Here is a 16,399-nt window from a genome sequence, read left to right as displayed (position 1 = left end):
GGGAAGTGACGAGCCTAAGAGTATTTTTTGATTATATTTATAGAATAAGATCGAAAGCACCAAATAGTAAAAAAATAATGATATTACGAAGTTCTGTTGATTGATGCAGAACTTTTTTCATCTTTTTATCAAACCTTTCATCAAATAAAAGCAACTAATAAATACATAGTGGACTATTTTTGTCATGGAGGGCAAGATGAAAAAATGTATTTTAGTTATTTTTAGCATGTTATTTCTAGTAGCATGTGGAAACTCAAATGAGAATGCTGTATGTACTCGCAAAGAGGACATTCAGGAATTAAGCGTTGATATAGAATATGAGAAAGATGATAACAAAGTAGTATTGGTTGCCTATACTACAAAAATCAATATTGAAGAAAGCAGTTATACCAAAGAAGATTTAGAAACGAATGGAAAAGAATATGAAACAACAATCAAAACGGTAAATGGTGTCAGTTATAGTTATGAGATAAAAGATAATGTTTATACTGAAATATTAGAAATAGATTTAGAAGAAGGAGATTTAGATGCATTATCAAAACTTGGTTTAATAACAAAGAGTAGTGATGATGCGAAAACAGTAAAGTTAAAATCATTGTTTGATAATTATGAAGCATTAGGGCTAGAGTGTGAGCAATAATAAAAGTATAAAATTAAGTAAAATATAATGAACGATTTATAACTTTACAGCGACTAATTATATGATGAGGTCAGTATCTCATCTGGGGGCGGACATGAAAAAAACAATAGATACAAAGTATATACTGAAACTTAAGCAAGGCGATACATCGGTTTTTGAAGTGGTCTTTAATCATTATAAAGATCAGTTGTTTCTGTTTGCGATGACGTTAGTAAAAAATGTACCTGATGCAGAAGAGGTAGTACAGGAAACATTTATAAATGTAATAAAAATGATTCATTCATTAAACGACGAATCAAGATTTCATTCTTGGATTTTTCGTATTTGTTACAACCAATCAATGTTGTTACATAGAAAGAATCGAAAATACTCAAGTCCAAAAGAAGAATACAATATCGAAGAACAGATAGAATCTGATGAAGAACCAACGGCTTTATTTCAAAAGAATGAAGTTATACGGGCAGTTAGTGGTGAAATTAATGATTTACCAAACACATTATCACAAACAGCTCAATTATATTATTTAAATTCATTAACTATTTCAGAGATATCAGATATTCTTGATGTTCCTAAAGGTACAATCAAGAATCGTTTATTTCGTTCAAGAAAATTAATTAAGCAACGACTTGATGATAAAGGATATGCACCAGATAAAATCTTTGGTGTGGCTTTTACACCACTTATGTTTGAAGCATATCAATCAATTATGGCAGAAACGGCAACTTCAATGTCATTAAGTGCAAGTTCGATTGTTACACCAAATACCATTGCAGCAACCAGTTCCGGTATAGGAATAAAGGTAGCACTTGTTGTTGGATTGATGAGCGGCGGAGGCCTTTTAGCTAAGGGTGTAATTGATGCACAAGAGACAATGCAGATAGAAGAGATTGCATACTACAATGAACCAATTGGCGAAGATGTGGAAGTGATTGTAAAAACAAATCAATCAATTGATCAAAATACAGTGTCTGTAAGTAATATTGAAAATAATAATTTAATAATTAAGGATAATGAATTAATTTTTTATGTTGAAAAGAATGGGACTTACACAGTTCAAATAGATGATGTAAAAAGAAATATAAATATAAATAATATAGATAAGGCTTACCCTGTATTATCATCATTGCAATTAAATGATGATAATACGTTATCGATTGTAGTAGATGATGAAGGAGCTGGAATAGATTACAGTAATTCATTTGTTTTATATAATAATCAAGAATATTCTTTAAAAGATAAGATTCAAATAGAAGAAGATTACATTGGTGAAATAAAAGTAATCTTAGTTGATATGGCTGGAAATACAACACAAGATACCGTTATGGTAAACAGTGTAAAACAGTAAGGTGATGTTATGAAGAAAGCTATAACTATTCTAAGTATCAGTTTATGTCTTATACTATTGTTTCCACAAGCTATTGGTGCACAATCAAAGGCTGTAGATTCTACAGCTTCTTTGCATGATATTACAAGTGATCAAATGTATAGCACAAAAGAAGATATATCCGGTATATCTTCAGGTAATGAAATAGAAATTATAATCGATGTTGATTTACAAACAACAGAAACTGTATCAGTACAAGTGACAGAGTTAAGTGGTGTTGAAAATATAAATACAATAACTTGGAACAATGTATCTTTACTAGTTAATAAAAAAGAAATTAATGAATGGTATTCTGTATCAGCAGAAACTGACAATATAATAAAAATCAAAGCCAATGCAATTGCAGATGAAGATATCAGTGTGAGTTTTTCAATGAAATATTTAGACAATTCTACTTACACAAAACAATTTGATTTTGTTAGAAGTGAAGCAGTTGCAACATCAGCCAATCAAAAATTAGATATTAAATTTCTAACTCCTTCAGGGAAACTACTTAAACATGAGCAAATAGAGAAGGGACAATCAGTTGATATTCCTACTTATGAATTGTTTGGATACGAAATAGAAGGCTATAAAGCTGATAATGCAGATGAATTATATAGTGGAGAACAAATAGAGAAGTCTACAAACTATTATGCGGTCATTACACCAAAGAAGTTTAATGTTTATTATTATGTAAATGATGAATTATATAGTGAACAGCAAATAAATTATGGTGAAACAACGCAAAGAGTTATACCACCGAATATAGAGAATTATCGATTTGTTGAATGGATAGGAATTATTAATCATGTGGAATCGGATGTGTATTTATATGCATTGTATGAATATGAAGGATATTTCTATATTGATAATGAACGAATAGATATGAAAGCAGATGAAGTAGAGTCAGAAGAAAAATTAAAACAGGTATTGATTCAAATGAATTCTGAAAAATTAGAGAATACGAAATCACAAGATGAAAAAAGTAAAATGATTATTCGTATTCAGGGCGAGGAAGAAATTGTAGTTGATAGTGAAGAAGAAGTAATTCTAAATCAACAAGCAGAAGGAAATAAGAAAGACAATACACCTTCAATTCTATTTATAGGATTGGGAAGTATTATTATAGCGGGAACCATTTTAATTTATGTAAGAATGAGAAAAAGGATTAATTAATTTAATTCTTTTTTATAAAAAATCAAACCCTTTGATTTCATTTTGAAACATATAGACAGGATTATGCTATTTATTTTAAATCGTATAATCGCAATAACCTATAAGGAGGGCAAAAATGAAAAAGATTAAGGTTAGCAAAATGTGGAAAATCGCATTGGCTTTTGCTATCTCTATTTCAGCGGTTGGAACTTTAGTAAGTACTACAGATTTATTAGCAACTGAAGAATTCGACGTGAAAGAGACAGTGACAGTTAACGAAGATGAAACGCAGGCTACAATTACTTTGGATGTGGTAAATATAAATGAAAATTATACAATTCAGAGTATTCAAAATCCAGATGGTTCAATGATGGATATGGTCAGTGAACCATCTTACATAGTAAATGCTAATGGAACATATAAGTTCTTAGTAAACTATCGTAATAATTCTTCAGAAGCTGATGAAGATGACCTTGAATTATTGAAAGAGGTTCAGGTTAGTGGAATCAACAAAACAACTGAAGAAGTTGAAGGTGATAATACAACACAGGAAGATGGTGGTTTAAATGTATTGTTACCAAGACAACCGAGAACAGTTACTTCTCCTAGTGGAGATAGCTTAACTGTACAATTTAACAAAACTGGCTCAACTCCAATTGACTGGAGTTCAGTAGGTATTTATAATTGGAATTTTTATGATACAGAGCAAATAGAGATTTCTGCAACGTTTGCAAACCAAGGAACTACAAAAGATAGAACAATTGAAATAGAAATACCAGATGGTTATGAACTCTTGGCTTATTCTGCAAAGGATGGAACGGTATCTCAGTCTGGTGAGCAAATATTAACTACAACAACATCGACGCAACAGGCGATGGTTTCTAGCTCGCTTACAGCAACTGATGGTAATGCATTTGGTAGCAAGTTGTGGGGAAGTTTTTCAAATATTAGTGGTGGTACAACGACTGCATACTATAAAGGTGGAAAGATTACATACAAATTTAATTCGAATACAGACACAGTAGTTTTAACTCTAAATGTTGGTATTCAGAAAGGGACTTACGATTATAATTCTGGTTCTACACTATATAGTGATATAAATGAAACAAGCAGTTCAGTAAGTACTGGACAATTAAAAGATGAAATGACAGTGGAGATGACTTCAGGATCGGAATCATTATCTGAAGAAGTCCAAGCTAATGTAGTAGGTAATTATACATTAACATATTTACATAGAGGATTTACTTTAGATAATGTTGACAGTACTTATATTAATAGTGGATCAAATAGCTCTCCTGAAATATCACCCTATGGACCTGTAGCAGGTGCTGATCTTCGTTCAGGAATTTACAGATCAAATTCTATTGCTAGTACTGAGACTTTAGCAGAAGAAATTATTGTTGTTTATACTTATCCAGAAGGAGCTACATATAATGGATTAGCTAATTCTGTGATGAATAGTAGTTTCGAAAATGAAGTTCACGACCCAATTAGCAGGACGATAACAGTTACTTATAAAAATTCATATTTTGTAAGTGATAATGGTTATGCAACATTAAGACAACCGAAATTTACGTTATCAGGAACAAAGTATGGAACCGATAGTGGCAAGAGCACTACTGCAAGGTTTTTGGTTAGTGCTTATGTAAAGTATTCTAACTCAGATGGATACAGAAAAATCACACCATATCAAAGTGATGGGTTTAATGTATCGATACTAGATGAAGATGAAGATTTGGTTGTTGTGGGATTTGATTCGAAATCTTATGACTATACAGAAGCAGGATTTGATGGCTATTATAATTTGGGAGGTTATAGAGTAACAAATCCATCGTTTAAAGAAAAAACAGATGTTGCTTTAGAATGGGAAATTAATGGAGATTTAGGGGTGAAAATTGCACGCCTTGCAGTACCTAAAAACTCAACTCTAAGTAATATAAAAGTATATACAACGACAAATTCTACAGGTTACGATGTGGCAAACATGGTGTCTGCATCATCAAGTACAGGAGTTGTATTGGATGGAGATGTAATAGGATTAGGTCCAAATGAATATATCACTAAAATTACAGGGACAATTAATAAGTATACTGCACAATTAACTTCATCAAGTGACCTTGGATATCCACAAGCATATTATATATCTGGTTATCAATTATATGGGGTGTTCCAAAATAACAGTGGTGGATCACACACACTTACCATAGATGGAATAAGTGATACTGTGAATACTAGTCCTACAACAGATAGACTTATTTCGATAATGCAAGTTGATGAAACTACTAGCTTAGAGACTTCTTATCTTCCAGGAGATACGATTCCAATAGGATTACAAGTTGAAGCAGGAAATGCAACATATGACCGAGATAAAGTCACTGACAACTATCTTCAAGATCCAACAGTATATGTGAGAGTTCCAGAGGGATTTAATTTAGATGAATCTAGCATGAAATTAATGGTAGGAACTACAGATGTGACTGCAAAAGCAACTTTAAAAAGCAAAAGTGTTGCAGGAGATGGTTCTACTATTTACAAGTATACATTTGATGAACCATATACAGTTATGGCAGGATTGCATACAAAAGGAAACAGTATATCATATACAGTTAATCAAAAATTTAATGTATATTTTGAATTGAATGTATCTCCATCAAATCAAGGAGTAGCAAATTTAAAACTTCAGGATATTATTTTTATTGAAGGAAAAGCAAATTTTAAAAATGCTGAATATGCTAAATCTCAAATAATTTCAGATACATATGGATTAACAACAAGTGGTCAAAATCTGATTTCAGGTAGTGCAACTGCATCTTTTAGTGTAGTTAAGTTACCAGAACTTCAAGTATATTCAGGAATTAAAATTTCTGGATCCGCAGAGGATTTCTATCAATACAATGGTACAGATTCAACCGTAGCGTCACTGTCGCAAGATTATAATGCAACAGTAGAGTTATCATACAAAAATAATGCACCAAATTCATTTGATAATGCAGATATTTATTTCCCAATCCCGAAAGCAGGAGCGGATTATGGAAAATACTTTAATAACAAAGCAATCAGTGATCCTTTAAATAATGTAGACTCATCACCATTTACATGGAATGCAAATCTAGTCAGTGACATTAGTGCACCAGGATTTAATACACTGTATGCTATAGATGGAAGCGTTAATAGTACAGATTTTGATTCTAACTTAACTTGGGAAGCATTTATACCAGCAACACAATGGTATACATATACTCAATTGACTGCAGCAGGTAAAAATTTAAGTGATGTAATTTTTGTAAAGTTTGAATCAACTGGAGTTATTGCATCAGGAGCAGAGGGAAGTTTCACTTTTGAATTATCTGCAGCTTCAGGGTCGCCTGTAGACGAAATTAACTATTGGAGACCATTCACTGGTGCAGAAGCTACAGGTTCAGGAAAGAATTCTTGGTCAGTGGGTTCAGTATTAGCAGGTTCTTTGAGTGTTGGTAAATTAGGAATTAAACCATTTATTGATACAAATGGAAATGGAAAATATGACAGTGGAGAATCTTATTATACAGGTTCAGATCTTACAATCATGATTTCTGAAAAGGATGGAAAGACACCTACTCAGGTATTACCATATAATGCAACAGAGGCAAAATATTACTTAGAAATGTTGAAACAAGGAACATATACGATTAGTATTTTGAACAACAATCCAAGTGCTTATCATTTCTCAACTACAACAACAAGTACAAGTGGTCAATTGGCGTCTGATCCGGTGTTTAACACAACACACACAGAAGCAAAAATAGAGAATATTATAATTGATTCACAAAATGTGTTTGAATATACTGATTTTGGGGTTGGATTAGTTGAAGCTCAACCAGTAACATTTGAGTTCGAAAGTAATGTGAAAGCGGATGGTACAACATTTGCATCATCAACAATTACTTTAAATGGACAAACAGCAAACTATAATACAAGTTTTGTATACGGTACAACATTCCCAAAAGAAACATATGGAGTTGAGCCAACAGTTAGTATACCAAGTGGTTATGTACATACTGGATGGCAAATTTATGTAGATGATGGAAGTGGTGCAGTAAAACAAGGTGATGTAATTGCTAAAGGTAATTTGAAGGATACAGTTGTTAAAAAGGCTGCATCTGGAGATACAGTAATTATCAGAGCGGTTATTGCATTCCCACCAACAGTAACAATTGATCCTACAAAGAATCCATTAGAAGGTTCGGTAGGCGATGTTGCAAATGTTCTTGATGGAGTTAGTGTTAGTGATCCAGCTACTGGATTACCAATTCCATTAAATCCATTACCAGGAGCAAGTCAAAATGTTGTGATTGCTTATCCAACAGATATGATAGACTCTAGTGGTAACTATAAAACAGAAGGTTCTTATGAAGTAACACTTACAATAACGAATCCATCAACAGGTTCAGAAGTTGAAGTGAAACGTGAAGTTCTTGTTCATGGCTTACCTACAATTACTGCAACTGGACAGGAATACTTGTTGGGATCTTCGGGAATTTTAACTGGAGTAGCAGGCAATCCAACGGCTACATGGAATAAAGCAGTATTACCAGTTGGCTCAACTACAGTGCCAACTGCAATCAGTGGGCCAGCAGTAACAACTGCAGCAAACAATAAGATTTCTTATGAAGTATTAAGTGGCCCAAGTAGTACAACTGACTTTAGTAAAGTTGGAGTATATAAAGTAAAATATACAGCAACAAATCCTCAAGGGAAAACAGTTAGTAAAACAGTAGAAGTATTGATTACAAAAACATTACCAGATAGTAATGATATTGCAATCAGTGCAGATAATCTTGTATTAAAACAAAACGAATTAACATCATTAACTGCAGATAAGTTAAAAGATGCAAATCATGGAAATGCAAGTGCATTCTATAAAACAACAGATAATGATGGAGAAATAACTTATAAAGATATTACTAGTAATGTTACTGTTTCTTCATCAGATGTAAATAAGCTTAAGAATGTTGGATCAGAAGGTGGAATCGAACAAATTGAGTTTACAGTTACAGAAGATGGGAAAACATCAGCAAAACAAGTAACCGTAGTTATTGAAGGAACGCAAACAGGTGTTATTCCAACACCAGATGGAGATACATTAGCACTAACTGCAGAAGGATTTACAATTGAAAACAATGAAGCTGCAGGACTTGATAGTACGGTTTCAGTAACGAAATCAACGGCAACAGCATTGCTAGTAAAAGCAGGAACACCAATAACAAATATTACTGCAAAAGCTAGTGATTTAACTGCAATACAGGCTGCACCAAAATCAGGTGGAGTGTATAACTTAACGCTTACTGCAGAAGATCAAGGCGAAACGGTTTCAGTGACTGTAAAAGTAGTGGTAAAAGGAACAAGTACACCAGATCCAAAACCAACCCCTGATGGTGATGTGTTAGCGATTAGTGCACAAGGATTTACAATAACAAATTTACAAGCAAAAGTATTAACGGATGGTTCTGCAATTACAAATGCTAATGCAAGCGCTTGGTTAGTGAATGCAGGAACATCAGTAACTGGAATTACTGTAAACCAAACACAACTAACAGCTATTCATAATGTTAGTGTTTCTGGAGGGATTTATGATCTTACTTATACAGCAACAAGTCAAGGAGTCACAACTTCAACAACTGTTAAAGTAGTAGTAAAAGGAATCACAACACCAGACCCTAAGCCAACACCAGATGGTGATAGTCTAGCAATTACAGCAACAGGATTCACATTAGAAAATGCAGCTGCAGCAAGTTTAGATACAACAGCTGCAATTACAAGTGGAAAAGCAAGTGCATATTTGGTGAATGCAGGAACAAACATTACTGATTTGAGTGTGGATGCAACACAACTTGCGGCAATCAATGCAGCAAGCAAAGAAGGTGGAATCTTTGACCTTACTTATACTGCGAAAGATCAAGGAGTTGAAATTTCAACAACCGTAAAAGTAGTAGTGAAAGGAACAACAACACCAGATCCAAAACCAACGCCAGATGGCGATACACTAGCAATTACTGCAAAAGGATTTATTCTTGAAAACAGTGAAGCAGCAGGATTTGATTCTGATGGAGCGAAAACAAAGAGTGATGTAAAATCATGGTTAGTAAATGCGAAAACAGCAATTACAAATATTACGGTGAAAGCAAGTGATGTTGCAAACATTAATAATGCACCTATATCAGGAGGAATCTATGATGTAGTATTTACAGCAACAGATCAAGGAGTAAACATTTCTTCAACTGTAAAAGCAGTAGTGAAAGGAACAAGTACACCAGATCCAGTACCTACACCAGATGGTGATAAGATAGCAATCACAGCAAAAGGCTTTACTCTTGAAAATAGTGAAGCATCAGCATTAAGCGATGCAACAGCAATTACGAAAGGTGGAGCGAAAGCTTACTTAGTAACATCAGGAACGGAAGTTACAAATATTACAGTAGATGCTACTCAGTTAGCAGCAATTCAAAATGCTAATAAAGGTGGAGGAATCTATGACTTAACATATAGTGCAGAAGATCAAGGAATCACAATTACGACAACTGTAAAAGTAGTGGTAAAAGGGATTAGTACTCCGGATCCAAAGCCGACACCAGATGGTGATAAATTGGCAATTACTGCAGATGGATTCACATTAGAAAATGTAGATGCTGCTGGATTAGATGAAACAACAGCAATTACAAAAGGTAATGCACAGGCATATCTAATAGATGCTGGTACATCAGTAACGAACATTACAGTGAAAACAAGTGATCTTACAAAAGTTAATAATGCACCAACATCAGGCGGAATTTATGACTTAACATATACAGCGCAAGATCAAGGTATAACAATCTCAACAACGGTAAAAGTAGTTGTTAAGGGAACAAGTACCCCGGATCCAAAACCAACGCCAGATGGCGATACCTTATCAATTAGCGCAAAAGGATTCACACTAGAAAATGCAGATGCTTCAAAACTAACAAGCAGTAGTGCAGTTACAAATGCAGATGCACAAGCATGGTTAGTAAACGCAGGTGTGAGCATTACAGATATCAAGGTAGATGCCACACAATTAACAGCGATTCAAAAAGCACCAGCAGGTGGAGGAATTTATAATCTTACGTATACAGCAGAAGACCAAGGAGTAAGTATTTCAACAACGGTAAAAGTAGTTGTTAAGGGAACAAATACTCCAGATCCAGAGCCGACACCAGATGGCGATACATTAGCAATTAGTGCAAGTGGATTTACCATTGAAAACACAGATGCATTAGCATTGAATGAAGCAGATGCAATTATTAAAGGAAATGCAACAGCGGTATTGGTAGATGCAGGAACTGCAGTTACAAATATTACTGTAACTACTTCTGAACTGGATGCAATTAATGCAGTTGGTAAAGATGGAGGAATCTATGATTTAACATATACAGCGCAAGATCAAGGAGTAGAAATTTCAACAACAGTAAAAGTAGTTGTTAGGGGAACGAATACTCCAGATCCAAAACCGACACCAGATGGTGATGAATTATCAATTAGTGCAAAGGGATTTACTCTGGAAAATGCAGATGCAGCGCCACTTAGTGAAGCAGATGCAATTACTTTAGGAAAAGCGAAAGCATACTTATTGAAATCAGGTAATGAAGTAACAAATATTACTGTAGATAAGACAGAATTAACAGCAATTCAAAGTGTTAGTGAGGCAGGAGGAATTTATGATCTTACTTATACTGCTGAAGATCAAGGTGTGACAATCTCAACAACAGTAAAAGTAGTAGTGAAAGGTACAGCCACTCCAGATCCAGAACCAACACCAGATGGGCAATTGGTATTTACTGCAAAAGGATTTGTACTTACAAATGATGCAGCGAAAACAATTGATGAAGCTGGTGTAATAACAGAATCAAAAGCAGTTTCAATGATTCTTGAAACTGGTGAAGAAGTTGGAACGATTACTGTGAAAGCTGATGATTTAGCTACAATCAATGGAATTGGTGAAGCAGGTGGAGTTGTTCCTACTACGTTAACTACAACATATGTAGACTCAGATGGGGATATACATACGATTGATGTAACTGTGAATGTCGTAATTCAAGGTAAGACAACAATTGTTGAACCAACACCAGATGGAAATTCATTAGTTGTAACTGGTGGTGGATTTACTCAAACTACGAAAGAAGCAAAAGAATTAACAGAAAAAGCTGCAATTAAAAATGGAAATGTAGAAGCATTGATTGCAGAAACTGGAGAAGAAGTTACAGATATTAAGGTTGATAAAGATCAACTTGCTGCTATTAATAATACGAATAGTGATGGTGGAATCTTTGATTTAACATATACTGTGACTTATGTTGGACCAGATGGTAATACAACAACAGCAAAACTTACAGTAGTAGTTCTTGTAACACCAGATGGTGGAGTAGTTGATCCAACTGGTACCGTTGTGATTGATGCAAAATCATTCTCGCTAGAAAATACCGATGCTTCAAAGGTAGACCAAGCAAAAGCAATAACATTAGGAAAAGCGATTGCTTATGAAGTTATTCGTGACAGTAATAATGTAATTGTTCGTATTGATACAATTACTGCAAATGTAACTGTAAATGCAGCAGATTTAAAAGAGATTCAAGGTGCATCAATTCAAGGTGGACTATATGATCTGGAATTTAGTGTAACTAACAAAGCTGCAATTACAGTAGCAAAAGATGTAACAGTATTTGTTAAACCTCTGTATAGTTCTGTTGATGATGACGAAGTTATCACATTAGGAGCAACTGGGTTTGAAATCAGTTATAAAGATGCAGCGAGTCTTAACTCTACGAAATCAATAGAAAAAGCATATACATCTGCAATCAAGCAATTAATGAATGCAGATGGAAACATTGTTGGTTATGAAGATATCACAAGTAAAATTACTGTAAACAGTGAAGAACTTGATGCTATTCAAAAAGCTACAAGTAATGGTGGAATTTTCCCATTAACATTTACTGTAGTAGACAATGATGTAACTGTAGAGAAAACAGTAATGGTAGTAGTTACTGGAGATGGAACTCCACCAGTAGTAGAGTTACCAAACGGTGATGCGCTATCAATTACTGCTCATGACTTTACAATAACAAATGCAGAAGCAGCACCACTATCTAGTGATTTGGCTATTCAGTTAGCAGAAGCAAAAGCAATGTTGATTAATTCACAATTGCCTGTTGAAGTAAGTGTAAATGCTGAAGAGTTAGAAGCAATTACGAAAGCTCCTGCAAAAGGTGGCGTGTATGATTTAACATTCATAGCTACGTATACATTAGAAGATGGTTCTACTTATACAACACAAGTAACTATCAAAGTAACTGTATTGGCAAAAGGGGAACAACCTTCAGTTGCACCAAGTGGTAGCAATACTACAAATGGTACTTCAGTTGATACAGGAGATATGAATAATAAAGAGTTATATATTATGATGGCTTCATTGGCTGGATTGTATATTGTTCTTAAAAGAAGAAAACGTGCATAATTATGATTAAATAATTATTTGTTTAAAGAGGAGAATGGTTTCATTCTCCTTTTTGTGAATATAAAGTGAAATTATGCTTCTATTCTTGAATAAATATGAAAACTAACATAAAATAGAGGAAGAATGAATATTCGTAGAGGAGAATAATAATGGCAAAAGAACAAATAATTAAAATAGCCAAAATATTAAACATTGCATTGATTGTAATTATGTTGGGAATGACGATCCTTAATGTAGTTGTTTCATCTATGTGGATGGAAGATGGAAAGGTAGTAGATAGTAATGTAGTTAATAATTTCTTTATTGTCTATGTTGTTGTACTGGCATTACTGTCAATTATCTTTTTGGGGAGTGTTTATACATATTTCAAAGGTAAGAAGTTTGATGTAAAAGGAATTATACCTTTATTGTTTTCTGCAGGGCTTACTCTTGTTGCAATGACTTCAGGAATCAACTCAGGAATTCTTACGTGGATTCTTTCAGGATTCTCTATTTACAAACTAAGACAAATGTCGCAAACTCCAGAAGTGCAGTGATTTCTCATTGCACTTTTTTCTAAGGCTTTTTGCATATAACTAGAAAAAAAGGTAGAATAAACAATAACAGAGAAGAGGTACTTATATGAAAATAGGATGTGTAAAAGAAATTAAGAAACATGAATATCGTGTTGGTTGTACACCAGCATCTGTAGCTGCTTATGTGAATGAAGGACATGAGTTCTATATTGAAAGTGGTGCTGGAGAAGGAAGTGGATTTTCTGATCAGGAATACAAAGATGCAGGTGCAGTCATTGTAGCGGATCCAAAAGATATCTGGGCAACAGTTGACATGATGATTAAAGTAAAAGAACCTTTAGAAAGTGAGTATCCTTTATTTAGAGAAGGACTTATCTTATATACGTATCTGCATTTAGCTGCAGATAAAGCATTAGTAGATGCATTAGTAAAATACAAAGTAACTGGTGTTGCTTATGAAACTTTAAGTGATCACCATGAATTACCACTATTAAAACCCATGAGTGAGGTTGCTGGGAAACTTGCCGTTCAGGAAGGTGCAAGATGTCTTGAGAAGCCACAGGGAGGTAGTGGAGTGCTACTTGGTGGAGTTCCAGGTGTTAAGCGCGGGAAGGTTGTAATCATTGGAGGAGGAGCTGTAGGTATCAATGCGGCGAAGGCTGCAGTTGGTATGGGAGCAGATGTAGTGATTCTAGATAAGAGCATCAATCGTTTAGCTTATCTGGATGATATATTTGGAAATGAACTGCAAACATTATATAGTACAGACTTTGAAATTCAAAGACAATGTGATGAAGCAGACTTGGTAATTGGAGCTGTTCTGATTCCAGGAGCAGCAGCACCAAAGTTAGTAAAAAGAGAATATCTGAAAACAATGAAAAAAGGAGCAGTTATCGTTGATGTGGCGGTTGATCAAGGTGGTTGTATTGAAACAACAAAAGCAACATATCATGACAATCCAACCTTTATCATTGATGATGTAGTGCACTATTGTGTAGCAAATATGCCAGGAGCTGTACCACGTACTTCAACCCTTGCATTAACAAATGCTACGTTAGCTTATGGATTACAGATTGCTACAAAAGGAATTGAAAATGCAATCGATTCACCAGTTTTATCAACTGCAATTAACACGTACAAAGGACATGTAACATTCCAGGCAGTAGCTGAAGCAACTGGAAAAGAATACAAATCTTTAAATGAATTAAAATAAAAATGTGAAAAAATTATCAAATGCACTATTTGTCTTTATTTTTGCGAAGAAATGGAGTAAAATAAGAGTGTTAACCAAGGAGGAAATAGAACATGGCATTAGTATCAGCAAAAGAAATGCTTGAAAAAGCACATGCAGGTCATTACGCAGTAGGACAATTTAATATCAATAATTTAGAGTGGACAAAAATGATTTTGTTAGCATCTCAAGAAACAAACTCTCCAGTAATTCTTGGAGTTTCTGAAGGTGCTGGAAAATACATGACTGGTTACAAAACAGTTACAGCTATGGTATCAGCTATGATTGATGATTTAGGAATCACAGTACCAGTTGCATTACACTTGGACCACGGAAGTTACGATGGAGCAAAAGCTGCTTTAGCAGCAGGATTCTCATCAATTATGTTTGATGGATCTCACTACCCATTTGAAGAAAACTTAGCAAAATCAAAAGAAATCATCGAATTGTGTCACGCACAAGGTGTTTCAGTTGAATGTGAAGTTGGAGCAATCGGTGGAGAAGAAGATGGAGTTGTAGGTAACGGTGAAGTTGCTGACCCTCAAGAATGTAAAACAATCGCTGACTTAGGTGTAGATATGCTAGCAGCAGGGATTGGAAACATTCATGGAAAATACCCAGAAAACTGGACAGGATTAAACTTTGATGTATTAGCAGAAATCCAAGATGTTACAAGTGGTAAACCATTAGTATTACATGGTGGATCTGGAATCCCAACTGACCAAATTGCAAAAGCAATTTCTCTTGGAGTTTCTAAAATTAACGTTAACACTGAATGTCAATTAGTGTTTGCAGCTGCTACAAGAAAATTCATCGAAGAAGGTAAAGATTTACAAGGAAAAGGATATGATCCTCGTAAATTATTAGCTCCTGGATGTGATGCTATTAAAGCAATGGTAATCGAAAAAATTAAAGAATTCGGTTCTGACAACAAAGCTTAATTATTGATTATATAATTTATAGAAAGATGAGTTATCTTAAAGATGATTCATCTTTTTTCTTATGGAATATAATAAGTTATTTGATACAATAGTAAATAGAGGTAAGTTATGAATCGATTATTTGAAATCTTAATCATATTATTAGAAAAAGAAAAAGTAACTGCAAAGTATCTGGCGGAGCATTTTGAAGTATCGCAAAGAACAATCATGCGAGATTTAGATAAATTATTAGTGGCGGGTATTCCAGTTCAAACCCAAGTAGGATTTGAAGGTGGAATTACCATAGACAAAAGTTATCAGATTGACTCTGATTTAATGACGATTGATGAGCGACAATCCATTTTAGATGGATTGAAGGCAATTGATAGTGTAAGTACGTCTCCCGTTCTTCCAAGTTTTATCAATAAATTATTAAGCCAAGATGTACCATCAAAGTATAATGAGATAATTGATATCAATTTGTCTTCTTGGTATGGGACAGAATTAATTGCGAAAATAGATTGTATTCGTAATGCAATTTTAGAAGATAAGAAAATAACATTTCATTATCATACTGGAAAAGGAACGAGTGAGAAGAAAGTATCTCCAGTTAAAATCGTATTTCGTTGGAGTTCCTGGTATCTGATTGGAATCTGTGATGAGCGAGATGACTTCAGGACATATAAGCTTAATCGAATGGATCAATTACAAATAACTGAAGAAGTTGCTGTAGTAAGAGAGTATCATCACAAAGAACATTACTTTGAAACAGTGAACTATGAATTAGTTGCGATCTTTGATAAAGAAGTACGTCATCGTTTAATTGATGATTATGGTATCAATAGTTTTGATGAGCAGGAAGATGGGTTGTACTTTAAAAGGGGATTCACAACCAAGGACTATATGATGACATGGATTCTTGGTTTTGGTGATAAGATAGAAGTGCTAGAACCACTAGAAATAAGAGAAGAAATAAGGAATATTGCAAATAATATGAAGAATTTATATGAATATGACAGATAGTTGTCATATTGGTTATGCTAATATATCACTGAAAAGAGGTGTATTAC

At 34.1% G+C, this 16,399-nt stretch carries 8 protein-coding genes; all 8 read left to right on the top strand.

Going from position 1 to position 16,399, the window contains the following annotated elements; translation table 11 throughout:
- Positions 1-196: 196 nt before the first annotated feature.
- The 8 genes from J2S15_RS07040 to J2S15_RS07005 all read left to right on the top strand — a co-directional run bounded on the left by J2S15_RS07040 (position 197) and on the right by J2S15_RS07005 (position 16,352).
- The gene (locus J2S15_RS07040) at positions 197-640 is read left to right on the top strand and encodes a DUF1307 domain-containing protein (protein ID WP_307406784.1); all 444 of its coding nucleotides are present in this window, start codon (positions 197-199) and stop codon (positions 638-640) included.
- A 94-nt stretch (positions 641-734) separates the two neighbouring features.
- Complete coding sequence (locus J2S15_RS07035) at positions 735-1,985, top strand: RNA polymerase sigma factor (protein WP_307406782.1); 1,251 nt, start codon at positions 735-737, stop codon at positions 1,983-1,985.
- Positions 1,986-1,994: 9 nt separating this feature from the next.
- Positions 1,995-3,182 (top strand): hypothetical protein, encoded by a 1,188-nt coding sequence (locus tag J2S15_RS07030; protein WP_307406780.1) that lies wholly within the window; start codon positions 1,995-1,997, stop codon positions 3,180-3,182.
- 115 nt (positions 3,183-3,297) lie between these two features.
- The gene (locus J2S15_RS07025; RefSeq protein WP_307406779.1) at positions 3,298-12,663 is read left to right on the top strand and encodes a beta strand repeat-containing protein; all 9,366 of its coding nucleotides are present in this window, start codon (positions 3,298-3,300) and stop codon (positions 12,661-12,663) included.
- Between the two features lie 149 nt (positions 12,664-12,812).
- Positions 12,813-13,199 (top strand): hypothetical protein, encoded by a 387-nt coding sequence (locus tag J2S15_RS07020; RefSeq protein WP_307406777.1) that lies wholly within the window; start codon positions 12,813-12,815, stop codon positions 13,197-13,199.
- 85 nt (positions 13,200-13,284) lie between these two features.
- A complete protein-coding gene (ald, locus tag J2S15_RS07015) occupies positions 13,285-14,391 on the top strand; it encodes an alanine dehydrogenase (protein WP_307406776.1) in 1,107 nt (368 codons plus the stop codon).
- A 92-nt stretch (positions 14,392-14,483) separates the two neighbouring features.
- Positions 14,484-15,350, top strand: coding sequence for a class II fructose-1,6-bisphosphate aldolase (fba, locus tag J2S15_RS07010; RefSeq protein ID WP_307406774.1), 867 nt, complete (start codon positions 14,484-14,486; stop codon positions 15,348-15,350).
- Positions 15,351-15,458: 108 nt separating this feature from the next.
- Complete coding sequence (locus J2S15_RS07005) at positions 15,459-16,352, top strand: helix-turn-helix transcriptional regulator (protein ID WP_307406772.1); 894 nt, start codon at positions 15,459-15,461, stop codon at positions 16,350-16,352.
- Positions 16,353-16,399: the final 47 nt, after the last annotated feature.

Origin of the sequence: Breznakia pachnodae, assembly GCF_030814225.1 — a bacterium.
GTDB classification, from domain to species: domain Bacteria; phylum Bacillota_I; class Bacilli_A; order Erysipelotrichales; family Erysipelotrichaceae; genus Breznakia; species Breznakia pachnodae.
This window is presented reverse-complemented; position numbering and strand designations above follow the sequence as displayed.